At 39.0% G+C, this 16,399-nt stretch carries 19 protein-coding genes and 1 tRNA gene; 5 read left to right on the forward strand and 15 right to left on the reverse strand.

The genetic code is table 11. From position 1 onward, the window contains the following. The first annotated feature begins 506 nt into the window (after positions 1-506). Together ACVW2L_RS21395 and ACVW2L_RS21400 are read left to right on the forward strand one after the other, a co-directional pair. The gene (locus tag ACVW2L_RS21395; RefSeq protein ID WP_457129978.1) at positions 507-1,040 is read left to right on the forward strand and encodes an N-acetyltransferase family protein; all 534 of its coding nucleotides are present in this window, start codon (positions 507-509) and stop codon (positions 1,038-1,040) included. Between the two features lie 104 nt (positions 1,041-1,144). Beyond that, positions 1,145-1,936, forward strand: a complete 792-nt coding sequence (locus ACVW2L_RS21400; RefSeq protein WP_457129979.1) for a hypothetical protein — start codon at positions 1,145-1,147, stop codon at positions 1,934-1,936. A 115-nt stretch (positions 1,937-2,051) separates the two neighbouring features. On the opposite strand, the gene ACVW2L_RS21405 is transcribed toward ACVW2L_RS21400, so the two are convergent. The 10 genes from ACVW2L_RS21405 to ACVW2L_RS21450 all read right to left on the reverse strand — a co-directional run bounded on the left by ACVW2L_RS21405 (position 2,052) and on the right by ACVW2L_RS21450 (position 7,181). Further along, on the reverse strand, positions 2,052-2,555 hold the full coding sequence (locus ACVW2L_RS21405; protein WP_457129980.1) for a hypothetical protein: 504 nt from the start codon (positions 2,553-2,555) through the stop codon (positions 2,052-2,054). Beyond that, positions 2,536-2,811, reverse strand: a complete 276-nt coding sequence (locus ACVW2L_RS21410; RefSeq protein WP_457129981.1) for a hypothetical protein — start codon at positions 2,809-2,811, stop codon at positions 2,536-2,538. The genes ACVW2L_RS21405 and ACVW2L_RS21410 overlap by 20 nt, the downstream gene beginning before the upstream one ends. Before the next feature lie 5 nt (positions 2,812-2,816). Beyond that, on the reverse strand, positions 2,817-3,197 hold the full coding sequence (locus ACVW2L_RS21415) for a hypothetical protein (RefSeq protein WP_457129982.1): 381 nt from the start codon (positions 3,195-3,197) through the stop codon (positions 2,817-2,819). A gap of 103 nt (positions 3,198-3,300) precedes the next feature. Continuing rightward, complete coding sequence (locus ACVW2L_RS21420) at positions 3,301-3,774, reverse strand: hypothetical protein (protein ID WP_457129983.1); 474 nt, start codon at positions 3,772-3,774, stop codon at positions 3,301-3,303. 11 nt (positions 3,775-3,785) lie between these two features. Then, complete coding sequence (locus ACVW2L_RS21425; RefSeq protein ID WP_457129984.1) at positions 3,786-4,181, reverse strand: hypothetical protein; 396 nt, start codon at positions 4,179-4,181, stop codon at positions 3,786-3,788. A gap of 320 nt (positions 4,182-4,501) precedes the next feature. Then, positions 4,502-4,999, reverse strand: coding sequence for a hypothetical protein (locus ACVW2L_RS21430; protein WP_457129985.1), 498 nt, complete (start codon positions 4,997-4,999; stop codon positions 4,502-4,504). Positions 5,000-5,022: 23 nt separating this feature from the next. Continuing rightward, entirely contained in the window at positions 5,023-5,475 is a 453-nt protein-coding gene (locus ACVW2L_RS21435; RefSeq protein WP_457129986.1) for a hypothetical protein, read from the reverse strand. Positions 5,476-5,553: 78 nt separating this feature from the next. Further along, positions 5,554-6,063 (reverse strand): hypothetical protein, encoded by a 510-nt coding sequence (locus ACVW2L_RS21440; RefSeq protein ID WP_457129987.1) that lies wholly within the window; start codon positions 6,061-6,063, stop codon positions 5,554-5,556. Between the two features lie 424 nt (positions 6,064-6,487). Beyond that, the gene (locus tag ACVW2L_RS21445) at positions 6,488-6,661 is read right to left on the reverse strand and encodes a hypothetical protein (protein ID WP_457129988.1); all 174 of its coding nucleotides are present in this window, start codon (positions 6,659-6,661) and stop codon (positions 6,488-6,490) included. A 22-nt stretch (positions 6,662-6,683) separates the two neighbouring features. Next, a complete protein-coding gene (locus ACVW2L_RS21450; RefSeq protein ID WP_457129989.1) occupies positions 6,684-7,181 on the reverse strand; it encodes a hypothetical protein in 498 nt (165 codons plus the stop codon). An 897-nt stretch (positions 7,182-8,078) separates the two neighbouring features. Between ACVW2L_RS21450 and ACVW2L_RS21455 the strand changes: the two genes are divergently transcribed. Beyond that, complete coding sequence (locus tag ACVW2L_RS21455) at positions 8,079-8,708, forward strand: helix-turn-helix domain-containing protein (RefSeq protein WP_457129990.1); 630 nt, start codon at positions 8,079-8,081, stop codon at positions 8,706-8,708. A gap of 82 nt (positions 8,709-8,790) precedes the next feature. Here the strand turns inward: ACVW2L_RS21455 and ACVW2L_RS21460 are convergent, their stop codons facing one another. The 5 genes from ACVW2L_RS21460 to ACVW2L_RS21480 all read right to left on the reverse strand — a co-directional run bounded on the left by ACVW2L_RS21460 (position 8,791) and on the right by ACVW2L_RS21480 (position 13,894). After that, positions 8,791-10,701 (reverse strand): DEAD/DEAH box helicase family protein, encoded by a 1,911-nt coding sequence (locus ACVW2L_RS21460; RefSeq protein WP_457129991.1) that lies wholly within the window; start codon positions 10,699-10,701, stop codon positions 8,791-8,793. A gap of 55 nt (positions 10,702-10,756) precedes the next feature. Then, positions 10,757-11,383: a hypothetical protein gene (locus ACVW2L_RS21465; RefSeq protein WP_457129992.1), complete on the reverse strand. Its 627-nt coding sequence runs from the start codon at positions 11,381-11,383 to the stop codon at positions 10,757-10,759. A 114-nt stretch (positions 11,384-11,497) separates the two neighbouring features. Continuing rightward, positions 11,498-12,385: a hypothetical protein gene (locus ACVW2L_RS21470; RefSeq protein ID WP_457129993.1), complete on the reverse strand. Its 888-nt coding sequence runs from the start codon at positions 12,383-12,385 to the stop codon at positions 11,498-11,500. Between the two features lie 5 nt (positions 12,386-12,390). Further along, complete coding sequence (locus ACVW2L_RS21475) at positions 12,391-13,590, reverse strand: phage integrase SAM-like domain-containing protein (protein WP_457129994.1); 1,200 nt, start codon at positions 13,588-13,590, stop codon at positions 12,391-12,393. 227 nt (positions 13,591-13,817) lie between these two features. Beyond that, positions 13,818-13,894, reverse strand: a tRNA-Met gene (locus tag ACVW2L_RS21480). 143 nt (positions 13,895-14,037) lie between these two features. Here ACVW2L_RS21480 and era point away from each other — a divergent pair. Next, positions 14,038-14,916 (forward strand): GTPase Era, encoded by an 879-nt coding sequence (gene era, locus ACVW2L_RS21485; RefSeq protein WP_457129995.1) that lies wholly within the window; start codon positions 14,038-14,040, stop codon positions 14,914-14,916. A gap of 127 nt (positions 14,917-15,043) precedes the next feature. Next, on the forward strand, positions 15,044-16,345 hold the full coding sequence (gene der, locus ACVW2L_RS21490) for a ribosome biogenesis GTPase Der (RefSeq protein WP_457129996.1): 1,302 nt from the start codon (positions 15,044-15,046) through the stop codon (positions 16,343-16,345). Positions 16,346-16,399 lie beyond the last annotated feature (54 nt).

Below are 16,399 nucleotides of genomic sequence, written 5' to 3' on the forward strand. Positions count from 1 at the left end.
TAAGTATCTGCGACAAACGATTGGCATTGACCTTGAGCAATGCCATAAGCATTGCAAATCAAGAGCTGTGACAATCGCGCAGCCCGAACGATTGGCGCAAGGCGAGCCAGACAATACGAACGATTCGATTTACGCATCTTGAACGTTGCAAGCTTCACCTGGTTGCAAACCAAGTGAAGTGCAGCATAAGTGAGAGTTGCTGAAATCGAGAGAAAGTGAGTGTGGAGCATGACGTTCACTCTTGACAAGCGGTGTGTCAAGTCGGCTATGCCGGTGAATGGTAATGTGCTGATAAGCTTATTACCATGAACGCAAGCTTGGCGCAACGATTGTGAGTGTAAGGAATGCGGAACGCCTTTCTTCCTGTGCGGTGGGCCTGTGGGAGCGACAAGAGAAGAACAGAGTTAACCTTAGCCCAATGTAAGCAACAAAAGTGGGTAAGGTTAATGGCGTTCTTCTTAATAACCATTGTATGCTAACTTTGCAATAGTTAGAGATAAGAAAGCATGTCAGAGGGTATTGAAACAATAGTGATAAGGAAGGTGGAATTAGGGGATTTGCACCTTTTACAAAGGATTGGAAGGAAAACATTCTTAGAAACGTTCGGGAGTACAAATGATAATGCGGACATGGAGAAGTACCTTGCGGAAGGTTTCACTGACAATAAGCTTACTAGTGAACTAAGTAATGCTGATTCCTTTTTCTACTTCGCTACGTTGGGTGAAAGTGTTATAGGTTACCTAAAATTAAATAAGGGACAAGCACAAACAGAAATCAAGGAAGATCATGGACTTGAGATTGAGCGTATCTACGTTCTAAAAGAATATCATGGAAAGAAAGTAGGACAAGTGCTATATGATAAGGCAATTGAAGTAGCAAATCAACTCAAAGTCGATTATGTATGGTTGGGTGTTTGGGAAGAAAATCCGAGAGCAATAAGCTTCTATAAGAAGAACGGATTCGTTGAGTTTGATAAGCACGTCTTCAAGTTAGGTAGCGACGAACAAACCGACATCATGATGCGGAAAGAGCTACGTTAACGGAACCGAAAGCGGGTTAGGGATAGCGTAGCTTATTGCAATCTACTGGTACAATGCTCAAATTAACATTTGCTATTTCGATAGGTTCGTATTAGATTCGACTTATGAACCAATTAATACCTAAGTCTCTTGTATCCAGTATAGTTATTTTAATGTTGAATGGAGCAATAGCGTCACATGCTCAAAACTTGCCTAGAGTTCAAACAACTGGTATAAAAGCACCTCTTGACATAAAAATAGATGGTAAGCCCACCGAGTGGCCTCAGTTTGAAGCTTATAATAACGCAACTGAGTTTTTCTATACTTTAAGTAATGACAGCAACAACCTTTATCTTGTGGTGCAAGCAACGTACCATGGTATTATACAAAAAATTATCGATGGCGGAGTAACATTGAGTTTGAAGAGTACAGAAAAAGGCAGCAATATACCTCCCGTTGAAATCACCTACCCGGATGTTATTGTACCATATGATGAAGGAGTAAGTTCTACACTTCGCAACAACAAAACGTTGTCAGAAAAACAACTGTCTGCCCTTAACAAGCGGATATCGGAGCACATCAAAGAAATTCCGCTTAATGGTGCAAAGGGAATTGATAATGGAAAAATATCGATATATAACGATTTTGGCATAACAGCTATTGGCCTGATAGATGATAAGAAAGTCTACACCTACGAGCTTGCTTTACCTTTAAAATACATCAGCCAGGTAATTGATGCAGAGGGTAAATTCAGTTATCGAATGACTGTCAACGGATTGATTACTGCTGATGGCAAACATGGCATTATAGTAGGTGGCAGAAGTTCAGATCCATCTGCCAGCGCTATCGTTCATGATTCTATGGGATGGCTTACTTCTCCGACTTACTTGGATGGAACTTATGAATTAGTAAAATGATACCGGTTTAAGAGAACAAGATCAAGATTACCACCAAAGTTTGCAGAGCCTACTTAATTCAGGTAAGCTCTGTATTGCGGCTCTTGGCATTTAAAAGGTAGGCTTTGAAACAACATTACCCAACAAACCCGCTAACTTTAGTTGGTTTATGCTGCAAAACAAACTCTTTACCATCCCATACAGCTTCACAGCTTTTTAAGCGGTAAGTATCTCCCTGGTTCCATTTAGCACCGACGACATCTTCAATCAAGTCTTCCAAAACCACAAGCTCGCCAATACCCAAATCATTTGGCACAAGGTATGCAGCGAAAGGACTTTCAAACTGATAAGGATAAAAGTAAGTCCAACCAATAATAACATCTGTATCTGTAGGCTGCGTGTCGTGGTCAAATTTGAACATTGGAATATTCATTGCCCTGTAATCGTTCCCTACAGTTATCTTTCCGGTTTCCTTATCTTGTTTGATAGCATACTTGGCTCTTATTTCAGGTGATGGTATTACAGGCTTAACTATGGGCCAAAAACCTTCCTTGGCAGCTTCATTAATTGCCTGTTCTGTTCGGGCTGTTTTGATAATTCTAAGTTCGGTTTGTTGGTTGTTATTGTTTTCGGTTTTCATAGGTAATTGTAATGCTAAATTGGTTAAGGTCAACTTTTAAGCATGTTTCAGCAGCTGCATTTAGCATAGATTGCACTTCGCTATCACTCAAAATGGAAGTGTCGTAAACAGCCCGATTACAAGTGCTACAGGTTTTGGCCTGTGCACTTGATGTAGTGTTTAATTGCTCCCATTTTTTAGCTAATGGACAATGCAGTTGCTTTAGAAATGAACCAGTACCGGTATAGAGTTCTTGGGTTATAGGATTGTACTTCATGGTAATTACTGTTCAGTGATTTTGGCAGCCAATAGCGCGTAAACACCTGGGTCTAGCTTCGTACCGACGCATTTAACCTTGTTACCTTTTAAAAGGTAGGCGTTGAAAGTCTTGCGGTCGGTTACCTGCATCTGTTCAGGCTTAAAAGTCAAAGCGACCCTATCTCCGTCAACAGTATTCACAACAAACGATCCTCCTAAATCAGTTTCATCAATTGTGCCGGTTATAACAAACCTGTCAGCTTCATTGGTTGGTGGCAAATCTCCTGTTGCGTAGAGTTCTTTAATGTTAAACGATTGCTCTTTGGGTTTGCTGTCAGTGGTTTTTTGTAAGCATGATGTAGCCAGTACCGCTGCAAGCAGAAGGATTGATAAGGTTTGTTTCATTGTATTGGTTTAATTATCGTGTATTAGGCTTTTGGGCTTTTAAAAGGTTGATGACTTAGGTAAGCACCCTATTCAGAGAATCGAGCCAACAGGGCCAACCTAACTAATCAAGGATTGGCTTGTCTGTTAGATAGCGAACAACTTCTCTACCTAAATAGTGATTTAGCACGGCCATCCTTGCAGCTATACTTTCGGGTTTAGTAGGATTGTTAGGATTAGCTTTGCTCAGTTTCCCTTCTTTCTCCCATCCAAGAAAGTACAGGGGCATATTGTCTCCGCTATACTGAGAGGTTGCCAGTCTTTCGCCGTATGTGGTATAGCGGTAATACCCTTTGACAGAGAATACTTTGAATCCATTGAACGTTGTTACCCATGCGTCAAAAGCGCTTTCTTTAGCCACTCCTTTGGCGACTAATTTAGAGAATGTTATGCCAAAGAGATCGTTATACTTAGCCTCGTCAAGTGAATACTTCGCACCATCTATTTCGAAATTAAATGTTCGTTGTGCATAAGCCGCGGATAGGCTTCCAAGCAATAAGGCTATCGCTATAAGATAAGATTTAAATGTATATTTCATGACCTTCCTATTTAAAACCTCTTTGCCGTAATAGTGAGTGCAGCAGATCGATAGGGTGAGTTCTTTTCATCATATCTTAAAACAAATGTTGCAGAAGTAACGACGCGCATTGTGGTTTGTAGCGTTAGTATATAACTCTGAGTTTCATTGCCTGCATCTGTTACTTCTTTATACTCATTAGAGTCACTACCTGATTGTTTGAGCACCATAGTTTCGTGCCCAGGAATGACAAGTCTCACTGCTTTGTCAAACGTTGTAATGACTAGTGTTTTGCCAAATAGAGCCTTGGTCTTGTTGTTCCAAAGCTTTTGATCTGAAGCGGAGACATCAGTAATTTTAAGGGTTTGTGAGTGAGCAGCAATGACCGATAAGATCAATATGCTAACGAGTAAGATTTTCCTTAACATGAATAAGTGGTTGAATTACCGAGTAGTCCTCAAACTCGATGGTTATAAAACACGAAAGCGCAGGACTGAACTTAGTCTGCACCCAAACAGGCCCTAGGAAGCCCACGCAGTAACAAACAAGTCTTCGCCCTACGCTTGCGCGTGGACGTTGAACTCATTTGCTTTTACTGCTTATTTGAATTTCCTAGGTTCGTTTGAGTAAAGCAAACAAAGCTTAACGCTTTATATCTTTAATTATAATATGTTAAATGGTATAGATACTGTCTATGTGGTTCCTCCTTTGTTGGTTAATAAACAAAGTTAATCAGTATCGGTAACAGTTAAGCGACCTTGCTCAACTTTCTTTTGACAGCTTTCGGTTTATAAGGAACGAGGTGAAATGAATGGTGCCGACAGCCTCTTTCTTCCAGATGCTCATAAGCTGCTGAACACTCGTTTATAACATAATCTGTTCGTATGCAATCTTCGATATTGATGGGAGTGGCACTTACCATTGTAGCCTTGTAAAGATTGCGGATGAAGGTTCTAGTAATCGGATAGAATTCGCCAAAAGTTGGTATAAGTTCCCAACCATAGTGGATACCGAGCTTATCCTCATAAAATGACAGCCGTAGATAAAGCAAAGGAGAGACAAATTCATGAATGATCGAGCCAGAAACAATCGGTGGCTTGTCCCGTCTGATGAGTGAGTAACGTAACGATTCGGCTTCAATCGTTGCAAGTAATGCTTTTGCATCTTTAAGGACTTTAAAATAAATCCGGTGCACTTCAGCATTATAAGGCGACATAGGTAAGTCAGGGTTTGTTTGAGATTTCATAACACATAATTAGATGCAGGAGATTAAGCCTCCTGCATTGGGTGAACCGTATGTTTCTTATAATTCTCAAGGCTCGCTGCATACTTCAACGCATCATCGAATTTGCTGTATTGGTATGTATATTCCTCCACCCTATCTTCAATATTGATCTTGCTGGATTCTACTGCCGTTTGCTTATAAATGATGCGTGGAATTACAGTATCAAGTATTGGCCCAATGTGCGGCTTCGCCTTCGCATTCTTAGCAAATGAGATCACCCTTTTACCAAAGTTTTCAGCTACACTGATATAAGCCATAGGGCAATAAAATGATTGGGAATCGTTGTTAGTTCCCTTACGCTCAACATAGGTGCGCAATTCTTCGGTTGGGAATGATGCAAGTACAGTTTTGACTTCTTTGATGATGGCTTGATAGGCTTTCTCTACTGCCTGATTACCATTTTTAATTTGTTGGTCTTGTTTGTTTTGTGTTTCCATGTTGTTTGAATAAAAAATTGATAAATAAAAACGCCCGATCAAATGACCAGGCGGTTGGGATATATGTAGAAGGCTGCTTCAGCCTGTAACTTTTAATGTAGTGATGTGGATAGCATTTTGTACCTCAAGCACAGTTGTATAAAAGGCTTCATAGCCTTGCTTGGGTTTGAATTCATGTGTTGTGCAGTAAAGCGGAAAAGGATGCATAAGCTCTCGGACTTGTTGCTCATAAGGGCAGTTGTGAAAAGCATAATAAACCTCATAGTTGTAATTAAGCTCACAGTCCAATCGCCAGTAGAATGTACTGGTGACAAAGCTGTGCATGCCGGTGTAGGAATCTGGATTTGACTTGTGGTCTTGCTCATAGATGGTATCACCACCGTGTAAAAGGATAAGCTGTTTCGCCAATGTAATAATGCGATGATATACTGCTTCAACAGATTCATTTTGCATCTTCTGATATTTCTGATCAGTTCGCGACTTGGTGACTAACCAACGAGGTTGTTCACGATATCGACGTGGTTTTGGTGGTTGCGGATCGAGTATAGCTCCACTTTTAACCGCAAATGGATGATGCATTTCTTTCATGTTTTAAAGGGATTGAAAATGGTTTTTAGGAAATTTTACTTTTAAGGATTGGAGTTGAAAAGGCACTATTCTTAGTTAGAATTTGGTTGACTTGGAACAACTGTTCCGATAGATAGAAAATCGAGCTTGCGAGACTGCCACTGTGAGCGCACAACGTAACAATATTCCGTTTTCCCTCAGGATGAAGGGGAGGCGGTACTTCAGAGCGGGCTAGCCGGTCGCACCATAGACAAAATTTTAAAATTGGAATTGATATTTGGATAGAAGTGTCAAAAACAAAAAGCGAGTACGTTTTGCGATGCCAGGGGCGTAAATGTGAGATAGACGCATAATGAGTGATAAACAGGTGTTAGAAACGACAAAAGCCACTTTGTAGGTGGCTTCGTCTGTATATGTAGATGTGATGATAGTAGGTGTTGTGATGTTATCTCATGGATTGAGGCATTTGTATTGGAAAATCCTTCAAGTTAGGTATGATGTCCTTAAAAGATAAAATAGCTTTAATTAAGGCAGCATGCTTGTCTTTGTTGCCTTTTATTATCTGTGCAACCGTAAGTGCGCTTGCATTCAATTCGTTGTCATTATTCTTATTATTCATTGTCTTATTTTTTATTATAGCTTTAATAAATCTTTACATATCCGGTAAAGTCACAGATTTTCTCTAATAATTGGTCTGATGTAACTTTTATATTTATATGTCCTTCTGTATATAGCTTCAAAAACATATAAAACGCTGGATGATAAACTATATCGATATATTCAGGCTCTTCCTTACCCTCAAATGGGATAAAAACTTCAATTACGTTGGCCCCTAAGTGAAATGAGACATTAAATGAAACTCTATCATACATCAGCTGAAATAGCTTCTTAAATGGTTCAAAGTCACTATAGTCAAACCGAATAATGTAATCGCAGAAAGTATCCAAGCAACGGAAGTCTTTTAAATCATCAGTCTCAAAGTAGTTATCGAGAGTAAGGTCAATCTGTCCTGGCTCGTTTATGAAAGCTCCTTGGCTTGTAAAGGTAAGTTTTGGTACATCTGAATAGGTTCTTCCTTCACGGATAACCTCATGCAGCACATTAAGCTGCTCACTGTTAAAATCATTTTTAAATTGCATTAGGGTATTATTGAAGATTATTAGATAATCAAGCTTGCAGAATTGCAAGAAGTGGATCTGAAAGAAACGAGTGATAAGCACCAAAACAAGAAGAGAAACAGAATAACTAATTGCTTATCAGTAGTTTATTAGTACAAATATACTAAAATTCAGTGACTTTAGCAAATAAAAATGACATTAAACCTTTGGTTAACAACGCTTTAACCTCCTTTAAGGGTTCGCCATTAAAAGCTAAAACTGGTTGATGTCTTTCCTAATCAAGTTGTAGAAAATGCCTTAATTGGGCTGATACGACTTCTAAATAAAAGAGCCGAGTATAATACTCAGCTCCTTTGTGCCCTGTGAAATATATAATGATGTTTAGCAGCGTGAACCTTGCTTCAACAATTAACATAAAGATACTCATTTTTAGCGAGTTATGGAAATTTGTTTTACCTATTTCCCATGGCGAACGTTACCTATACATTAAGATATTTTCTTGTATAGATAGTATTCGTAAGAGGAAAATGGGAGAAACCAGTTTTTGAATTTGCAACTTAATTTTCACTTTTCCCCAAAACGAACATTATCTATACATATAGATATATAGTAGATAGAGTCTGTAAAGGGAAACGACATTAGTGGGTACAAAATATTTTCACATAGTATTATACTAAGAGACCCGAATAAAAAATGTGCTGCTTCCACCTTTTCCATTTTGGAAAGCTCAAACTGTTTTAACTATCTTAAAATCAACTTACTATCTATTCTCACCAAGTCGTTCGCGCTAGGAAAAGTCATAAAAATTTCGTATTTTTATATTAAGATACTCCGCCCAACCAAATTTGGTTCAAGCTACTTCAGATCAACTTCCCTTTCGAAGATCGATAGTTAATAGCCCATTAATGATTATAAGACGTGAATTATACTGCACAGCAATTTATTGCCATGCCTGACTTTTTAAACTTAAAAGAACAAAAACTTAAGTATTTAGATGCGCTTACTTATGTAAGCATTAGATCGTTCGACAGCAACGACAAAGATTATTGTTTTCCATCCTACACAAAGATTATGGAACGTTCAGGACTTGGACGGACATTTTTGGCAGCATCCATTAATCGTTTGGAAGACGCCGGATTCTTAAAAATAGTGCGCTCTAAACGAGAAGGAACCTGCAACAAGTATTATTTTGAAGATTTAGAACACTATGAGCAGCTTTCTTACGACATTCTGTATAAAACTGAAGATTTATCAAACCATGAAAAGGCCATGTTAATCTGTTTACGGCAATTCTTCGTTCATGGCGGGTTAAGTTGCATGTTTAGGATTACGCAACTTGCTAGCTTGTTGGGTGTATCATATAAGCAGGTACATAATCCTTTAAGCAAATTGATCTCCAGGGAATATGTTAGAGAGGTGTGTAAGCCGCATAAACATACAAATAAGGCATTAAAGTATTACAAAATCACAGATAAGATAAACTGGCCGCTACCCAAGAGTACTTTTACTGCGCACGTTTATGAAATTCCTAAAGTGAAAGTAGCTTAATGATAATGGTGACAGCTACTTAGCAATCACATTTTTTTACCGACTCTTCTATGCATATACTTGATGTCTAAAAAATGTGCTGCTAAATATGCAGCCTCCCAGATATGGGGTTAAACTTTTGCGCGGTAAACACATACGCCCTGTCGTCTTTGTTATCACCGCCTTTTGCCTTTGTTTCCTTGTATTCAAAATAGCGGAAAACGTCAGTACTCTTGGCTCTATAAGAGATATTAAACTCTTCAAATATTTCGAGAAGCTTTTCTTTAACCTCTTCAACAGTATATTTAACATTTAAGCGAAATGTCATGTATACCATATTTATAAGTGGCAAATGGTTCAATCCATTTTCAATATCAAGCTTTAAAAGCTCTTTTTCAATAGGTGTTTTCTTAAACTCCAGATCAATTAGTTTTTGATAACCAAGTCTTTTATAGGCATCAAATATAACAGGCGACAACTTTTCAACATTTGCACGTTGTTCATAATAAACGTCCAATCCTTTATAATCATCCAACTCAAGTAAGTCATTAGCCATACGCTTATTCATTTCGCTTGAATATCGGATACTCTTTCTTTGCAATTTCATCAATGTGTCCTTGTCGTATGTTTTACGGGGAACCTGATTGACATCATAAAGTTTAGTGTGCGTGTAAGCATTCAACAGTACAGATGTGCTTTTATAATACACTTTAACTCTTTCATCGTCCAGGTAGTTATCTTGCAAAAAATGCGAGAAATCACCTTTAGCACTTAACAGCCGGAAATATGGTTTAACTGTCTTCAGTTGGTGGTCTATAAACTGCTTGAACTTGTTATCATAAAGCGAAAGCTGTAAAGTAAGGATGTGTTCATAAACAATTTTACTGTGTTCGATTTTTAAAATGGCTTCAGGCTTTGTTAAAGGATTGGTAAAGCTACCAGCATTGTTTATATGAGTTACTTTTCGATATGCATACTCATTGTTGTCTCTTTGCGCATCGGTTCTCCTAAATCTACCCATAATCTGCAGTATATCTGTATAAGGGTCAAGCAATGTATGGTCCTTGTAGCCATAATCTGTGATGATTATTACGTCAGGCTTTATGTCCATATAAATATCTAGACCATTGAAAAAACTGCTGGTAAAGAAGTTGTATCGTTTAAAGCCACCGATGCTGTTCGACACATTTGGTTCATCGCTCAATTTTAAAAGCTCCTTACTTTCCTTAGAGCAAAAAATGACATAATCATCTTTGATACTAGTCTGATTTATTAAGCTTTTAATACCTTCAACAGAATTGAAAAATATACAAAAACATTCTGCTTTATTTTCGTTGAAGTATTCTCCTACTGTATTAACAACACTGTCAGTTGGTACAACATTAATCGGTTGTTTATAGTCATATTCCGGGCAAACCTTTATATGCTTAAATTCTTTGCCCTTTTTCTTAAATCTTGGGTCACTTGGTGGTATTGGCGTAGCTGATACCATTGCCTTCCTTTCAAAATCAAAGAAGTGCTCCATAAGTTCCACCATGTCTGTTCTGTAAAAGGCGTCCTGAACTAGCTTGTGACATTCATCAATTAAAAGGAAAAAAAGCTTTTTATAATCCAAATGCTGCTCGTGTTCTCGCATCACAGCAATTATTTTGTTTAAACCTTTAGGAGTAGTTAGTATTTTGGTATGTACATCGTCATTATGCAAAAATTCTCGTACGACGTTAACTTTAACCTCTCCATAAATAGCTAAGGTTTTGACGCCTTTTTCGTTTTTGTAATAGTCATGCTTGCTGGTGATGATAGAGATATGGGGAAGTACGATGATGCTGTGCCTTTCAGCTACGATTTCGCTATGGGTTGCTCCTATGCCTGTCACCGTTTTATAAACAATTGAATTTGTGGGAATAGGAGTAACTTCTGGTATTTCTTTAAAGTATGTAACATCTTTCGAATAGGTTATTACCTGGTCGAAGGTAACATTGGTAATGTCAAAAATATCGCTGGTGTTTGTCATGGCTCGTTGAAAATTGTAGAAGGTGCCGCACTGACACCTCCCTATTTCAAAATACTTAGTTAACCGAATTATTGTCATCCTGTGATCGATTGTCATCCCGCCGCTCTTCATCGGAACCACTCAAATCCTCATTATTAGATGGATCGCCCTCTTCAAAGGTATAATCGTCCACAAGTCCAAGAGGAATTTCGTTATCTATACCATTATCAAACTCTGATGCAATTACTAGTGTACCGTCTTCTAAACTTTTAATCTCTGACCCAATTGCTCCAAACAGTAGCGAGTTGCCATCAAGAAATTTTGGTTCGCTATACTCATATAACCAGAGGCCATGTACAACAGCCTTTTCTATACCGTTATCATTTGATAATTGTATACCTACGCGAAATACCTGTAAGGTCTTGCCAATGATATTGGAATAGTCAAGTTGACTTTTTGAATCAGCCGCATGAAGGCTTGATACGGCAAGTTCAAACGTCGCTTCTGCAACAAACAAATCTTCGCGATTTGCTTTCCAATTTGCAGTAATAAATGGGTAACTGCCGTTTCGAATATCGCGAAACTCAAATGCTTTTACGTAATAAAAGCCATTTCGGGGAGCGAACTTGCTCAACCCTTGTTCTAGTGCGTTATAGTACTGTTTTGTAACGCTCTCAATCTTTAATTTTAATAATGAATTCATAATTCTTTATATGTCATTTGGTTTGATGACGATACAAAGATTGTTCAGTAAGTGAGGGTGAATTTGGACAAACCGCTAGCTTTTATGACTTTGTTTTGTCCAATTTGACTGGAATCAGTAACGCTCGATAAGCTTTCTTAGACCGTGATAATTTGCTTCCTTACCGCCGGTGTCTGTTTTCGATTTCTCTCGAGGGTCGTAAATTTTAAGAGCAACTAATAGATCATACACAAATGCTCCCTGCTTACTTGACAAAGTAACTTTATCAGGTTTTGCTGTTGGGTTACTGAGAACTTGTGAATCACTATTTAGGTACTCAATAAGAATTTTGACTATATCAGCGACAGCTTGATTTTGGAGTGTTGAATCCGCTACTGCGCGTTCTTTCAAAGCTTTAGGATTTCCACCTCGTTTGAGGTGTATTTCCCAAAGTTCAGGATATAGTTGCCGAATATTGTTCATCAGTATGCCAGCGAGTTTATTGATAGCCATTTCAGATAGAATAGGCTGATCTTCAAAGCTGAACGGTGTGCCATTAATGACAAAAGACATTTCAACATTCTGCTTTTGCAAGGGAGTCAACGGTTTAGTCAGCTTTAGGAATTCGATCATATTGTTCAGCCGTGCATCACGTGCCTTGTCTGCCAACAGATTTTTATACTGTCTATTGAACTCAATTAGTAAGAATAGCAAGTTAGAATGATGGTATTTAGATTCCCTCCTGTTTAAGAGGTCGTGTTGGATGAGAGTGTCGTGAATCAACTCCGTCTGTTTTTGGTATTGCTCAAACTCTTTTTTGGCCAAAGGATATTTTAGAGTAACAGTATCGTCACCTATAGCGGTTAAAAGATCCCAATGAATAACTTTCTTAAAAACTGTGCTATTATAAGTTAACTCAACTCCTTGCTCATCTTTAGTCTTATAGAAATTCACATACCGCATGTCCAAAGTTGTGAAAAATTCAGGAATTAAGGTAGCAGAGGTATGCACTCCACTACCCATTAAAGTTAAAGTTTCTTAGCAAGTTCCTTAATATGCCTGGTTACAGAGTCTTTAACAACCTTCGCATAGTGCATTTCAGTCGTGGATGTTTTGCTGTGCCCTAGTAGGAACGAGACGATTTCGACAGGTATATCATTGTTCATTAGCACTGTGCTTGCATAAGTCTTACGAGCAATATGATGCGTGAGAACTTTGTTTATGCCAACAATCGAACCGATCTCTTTCAAATAAGAATTCATCTTCTGATTAGATATAGCTGGTAGAAGCAAGCCCGCTCTTGGGTAGCCATACTTTTTTAATATCCTTATCGCTCGGGGTAAGATTGGTACTACAATGGGACGCTGGGTCTTTTGTCTTACCATTTCAATCCACGTAAAGCCGTCTTCGGCGGGTTGCAGGTGTTCATCCGATAGCAACGCAGCTTCATTATAAGCTAAACCAGTATAGCAGGAGAATATAAAGCAGTCACGCACTGCATCTAAGCGCTCTTGTACAAACTTGTGGTTTTCGAGCTTCTTTAGTTCTTGAACGGTTAGAAATACCACCTCTTTGGAATATTTTTTCTTTTGGTATAGTATAAACGGATCTGCGGTTAACCAACCATTGCCGACTGCTATCTTAATAACCTTCTTAACGCGCTCGATAACCTTGTTGATAGTATTCTGATTTTGGTTTTTAACAACTTTAAGGTAGTAATCAAGGTCAGCTAAGAAGTTCAATCTTAGTTCAAAGAGCGGATAGTCGGGCTTATTATATTGGTGCCGAATAAAGTCGGTTACATGTGTTTGTATTACCACGAACTTATCATAAGTGGCTTGGACGTAATCCTTGCCAATTAATGTTTTCATCTTCTTATTGTGATAATCAAAGGCTTGTAATAGAGTTTTGTACTCTTTGTCGTTGCCGGAGAAGCGGTTGTAGATGTCATCAATATAGAAGAATTCCTTTTCTCGTATAAGCTCGTCATAAGCCTTGTTAAGCTTTTGTTTAATTAGGTCTAGATTGCTGTTTACCCGCTTAGTTTCTTTCGAGTTACCCTTAATGTGTTGTGCCTGGCTGCTCCAGTTCTTTTCACTCACGAAATGACCGGTTGAGAATTGCTTACGAGTGTTGTTGAATGTGATGCGGCAAAAGATGGGAGAGCATCCCTTGTCATTGGCTTTAGATTTGTAAAGAAAGAATAAAATGTGATAGCTGTGTATCATTGCATACTGATTAATGGGTTAGAGAAATCAGAGCTCGTTATAACAAACTGGTATTTAGGTTCTTACATGGGTTTAAAGTGTACCTTTTGCCTTTTCACGAGTGTACCTCGAAAGATACCTCGCTGATTAGTGTTTTATTGAGTGTACCTCTCGTTTCAAGGTACACTTATGCGTAAGCCACACACAAATCCATAAAAAAAGCCCCTGATTTTCATCAGGGGCTTTACTGGGTAGCGGGAGCAGGACTCGAACCTACGACCTTCGGGTTATGAGCCCGACGAGCTACCAACTGCTCCATCCCGCACTATTGTTGGCTTTTTTTAACCGGTACATTACCCCGAAAAGCCCTTTCCAATTGTCAAAATGCAATTTACATTCTGTTTAAATTGGACTGCAAAGATATAATTCGTTTCTTTGCAGTCCAAATAATATTTTAATTATTTTAATATGGGTCATAAGGCAGGGTTTGTAAGCATTATTGGTAAACCAAACGCAGGTAAGTCAACGCTGATGAATTTGCTGGTGGGCGAAAAAATGTCCATCATCACCCATAAAGCTCAAACTACACGTCACCGTATTCTGGGTATCGTAAATGATGCTGACCATCAGATTGTTTTCTCCGATACACCCGGCGTTATAAAACCGCACTACGCCCTGCAGGAAAGCATGATGCACCAGGTAGAGGGCTCAATTGTTGATGCCGACCTGATTTTGCTGGTAACAGATATACACGAGGAATACGACGAAACCGATGTGCTGAAAAAACTGGAAGGCAGTTTAGCACCCGTTGCTATACTGGTTAACAAAATAGACCAAAGCGACGAAGAGGCCGTAAAGAAGAAGATAGATTTTTGGCAAGAGAAATTAAAACCGGTTGCCGTATTTGCTATATCTGCCTTGCATGACCATAACATACAGGCGGTGATGGAATTTGTAAAGGAGCACCTGCCCGAGCATGCCCCTTATTACGAGAAAGACGCACTGACCGATAGAAACGACCGCTTCTTTGCATCAGAAATGATAAGGGCGCAGTTGTTAAAGCAGTATAAAAAAGAAATTCCGTATAGCTGCGAAGTTGTGGTTACCGCATTTGTTGAAGGCGAAAAACTCTACCGTATTAGCGCCGAGATAATTGTTGAACGCGATTCGCAGAAGAATATAATAATAGGCGAAGGGGGTAAAATGCTTAAAATAGTTGGTACCTACGCCCGCAAGGATATGGAAGAGTTTTTCCAGCGTAAAGTATTCCTTGAAACATTCGTAAAAGTTATACCCGACTGGCGCGACACAAAAAACTACCTTAAGAAATTTGGGTACATTAGTTAAGAGTCAAGATGTTAGAATCAAGATTCAAGACAAAAAAGTAAATAATAAAGTTTATCAAATAGAATAAGAAGATGGCCAGGCAATATATCTTGGCTCTTGATTCTTGCTTCTTACATCTTAATAAAGCATGAGTAACATAGTAGCCATAGTTGGCCGCCCAAATGTAGGCAAGTCAACCTTATATAACAGACTGACCGAAACCCGCAAAGCCATTGTTGATGATTTTAGCGGAGTAACCCGCGACAGGCATTATGGTGTTGCTGAGTGGACGGATCATCCGTTTACGGTGATTGATACAGGGGGTTACGTTGCCAACTCTGACGACGTTTTTGAAGCTGCCATACGCGAGCAGGTTATAATTGCTGTAGAGGAAGCATCGGTTATTTTGTTTGTGGTTGATGTTACCACCGGCATTACCGATCTGGATGACGAAATTGCTACATTATTGCGCCGTGGCAAAAAGCCCGTTTTTGTTGTAGTTAACAAGGTAGATAATCATAACCAGCAAGCAGATGCTACCGTGTTTTACGGCTTTGGCTTGGGCGAGATCTACAATATCTCATCTATGACAGGGTCAGGTACCGGCGAACTGTTGGACGAAGTGGTTAAACACTTTGAAGATCTTCCGTTAGAAGATAATACGCGCCCCAAATATGCCATCGTAGGCAGGCCGAATGTGGGTAAATCGTCTATCATAAATTCACTGATTGGCAGTCAGCGCAATATTGTTACTCCGGTTGCGGGTACCACAAGGGATAGCATACACATACACTACAACCAATACGGGCATGATTTTATGCTGATTGATACTGCCGGTATGCGTAAAAAAACCAAGGTAAAAGAGAATATTGAGTTTTACTCGGTTATGCGTACCATAAAGGCTCTGGAAGAAGCTGATGTTATCATTTTGATGATTGATGCTGTTGAGGGCTTTGAATCGCAGGACATGAACATCTTTCACCTGGCGGAGAAGAATAAAAAAGGCATTGTGATAGTTGTGAACAAGTGGGATCTTATTGAAAAAAACAACAAAACCATTAAGGTTTTTGAGGAAATGATCCGCGAGAAAACTGCGCCTTTTACAGATGTACCTATTGTGTTTACATCAGTAACAGAGAAACAGCGCGTACTAAAAGTTATTGATGTAGCTAACCAGGTTTACGCTAATCGCGCACGCAAAATATCTACCTCAAAATTGAATGATGTGATGCTGCCGATCATCGAGAATTATCCGCCGCCATCATTAAAAGGTAAATACGTTAAAATAAAATACATTACGCAGATACAGGGTACATCGCCCATGTTTGCGTTTTTCTGCAACCTGCCGCAGTATGTAAAGGAGCCTTATTATCGCTTTATAGAGAATAAGCTTCGCGAAAACTTTGAGCTAAGCGGGGCACCGGTACAGGTGTGGTTTAGGCAGAAGTAAATTTGCAGATATGCAAATGTGCGGATGAGATTAAATTAAAGCGTCTGCACATCT

It is taken from the genome of Mucilaginibacter sp. HD30, assembly GCF_054061755.1.

Bases quoted from the DNA above. Each gene is read 5' to 3' on its own strand.
- ACVW2L_RS21395 (WP_457129978.1), top strand. From the start codon at position 507: ATGTCAGAGGGTATTGAAACAATAGTGATAAGGAAGGTGGAATTAGGG.
- ACVW2L_RS21400 (WP_457129979.1), top strand. From the start codon at position 1,145: ATGAACCAATTAATACCTAAGTCTCTTGTATCCAGTATAGTTATTTTA.
- ACVW2L_RS21405 (WP_457129980.1), bottom strand. From the start codon at position 2,555: ATGAAAACCGAAAACAATAACAACCAACAAACCGAACTTAGAATTATC.
- ACVW2L_RS21410 (WP_457129981.1), bottom strand. From the start codon at position 2,811: ATGAAGTACAATCCTATAACCCAAGAACTCTATACCGGTACTGGTTCA.
- ACVW2L_RS21415 (WP_457129982.1), bottom strand. From the start codon at position 3,197: ATGAAACAAACCTTATCAATCCTTCTGCTTGCAGCGGTACTGGCTACA.
- ACVW2L_RS21420 (WP_457129983.1), bottom strand. From the start codon at position 3,774: ATGAAATATACATTTAAATCTTATCTTATAGCGATAGCCTTATTGCTT.
- ACVW2L_RS21425 (WP_457129984.1), bottom strand. From the start codon at position 4,181: ATGTTAAGGAAAATCTTACTCGTTAGCATATTGATCTTATCGGTCATT.
- ACVW2L_RS21430 (WP_457129985.1), bottom strand. From the start codon at position 4,999: ATGAAATCTCAAACAAACCCTGACTTACCTATGTCGCCTTATAATGCT.
- ACVW2L_RS21435 (WP_457129986.1), bottom strand. From the start codon at position 5,475: ATGGAAACACAAAACAAACAAGACCAACAAATTAAAAATGGTAATCAG.
- ACVW2L_RS21440 (WP_457129987.1), bottom strand. From the start codon at position 6,063: ATGAAAGAAATGCATCATCCATTTGCGGTTAAAAGTGGAGCTATACTC.
- ACVW2L_RS21445 (WP_457129988.1), bottom strand. From the start codon at position 6,661: ATGAATAATAAGAATAATGACAACGAATTGAATGCAAGCGCACTTACG.
- ACVW2L_RS21450 (WP_457129989.1), bottom strand. From the start codon at position 7,181: ATGCAATTTAAAAATGATTTTAACAGTGAGCAGCTTAATGTGCTGCAT.
- ACVW2L_RS21460 (WP_457129991.1), bottom strand. From the start codon at position 10,701: ATGACAAACACCAGCGATATTTTTGACATTACCAATGTTACCTTCGAC.
- ACVW2L_RS21465 (WP_457129992.1), bottom strand. From the start codon at position 11,383: ATGAATTCATTATTAAAATTAAAGATTGAGAGCGTTACAAAACAGTAC.
- ACVW2L_RS21470 (WP_457129993.1), bottom strand. From the start codon at position 12,385: ATGGGTAGTGGAGTGCATACCTCTGCTACCTTAATTCCTGAATTTTTC.
- ACVW2L_RS21475 (WP_457129994.1), bottom strand. From the start codon at position 13,590: ATGATACACAGCTATCACATTTTATTCTTTCTTTACAAATCTAAAGCC.
- era (WP_457129995.1), top strand. From the start codon at position 14,038: ATGGGTCATAAGGCAGGGTTTGTAAGCATTATTGGTAAACCAAACGCA.
- der (WP_457129996.1), top strand. From the start codon at position 15,044: ATGAGTAACATAGTAGCCATAGTTGGCCGCCCAAATGTAGGCAAGTCA.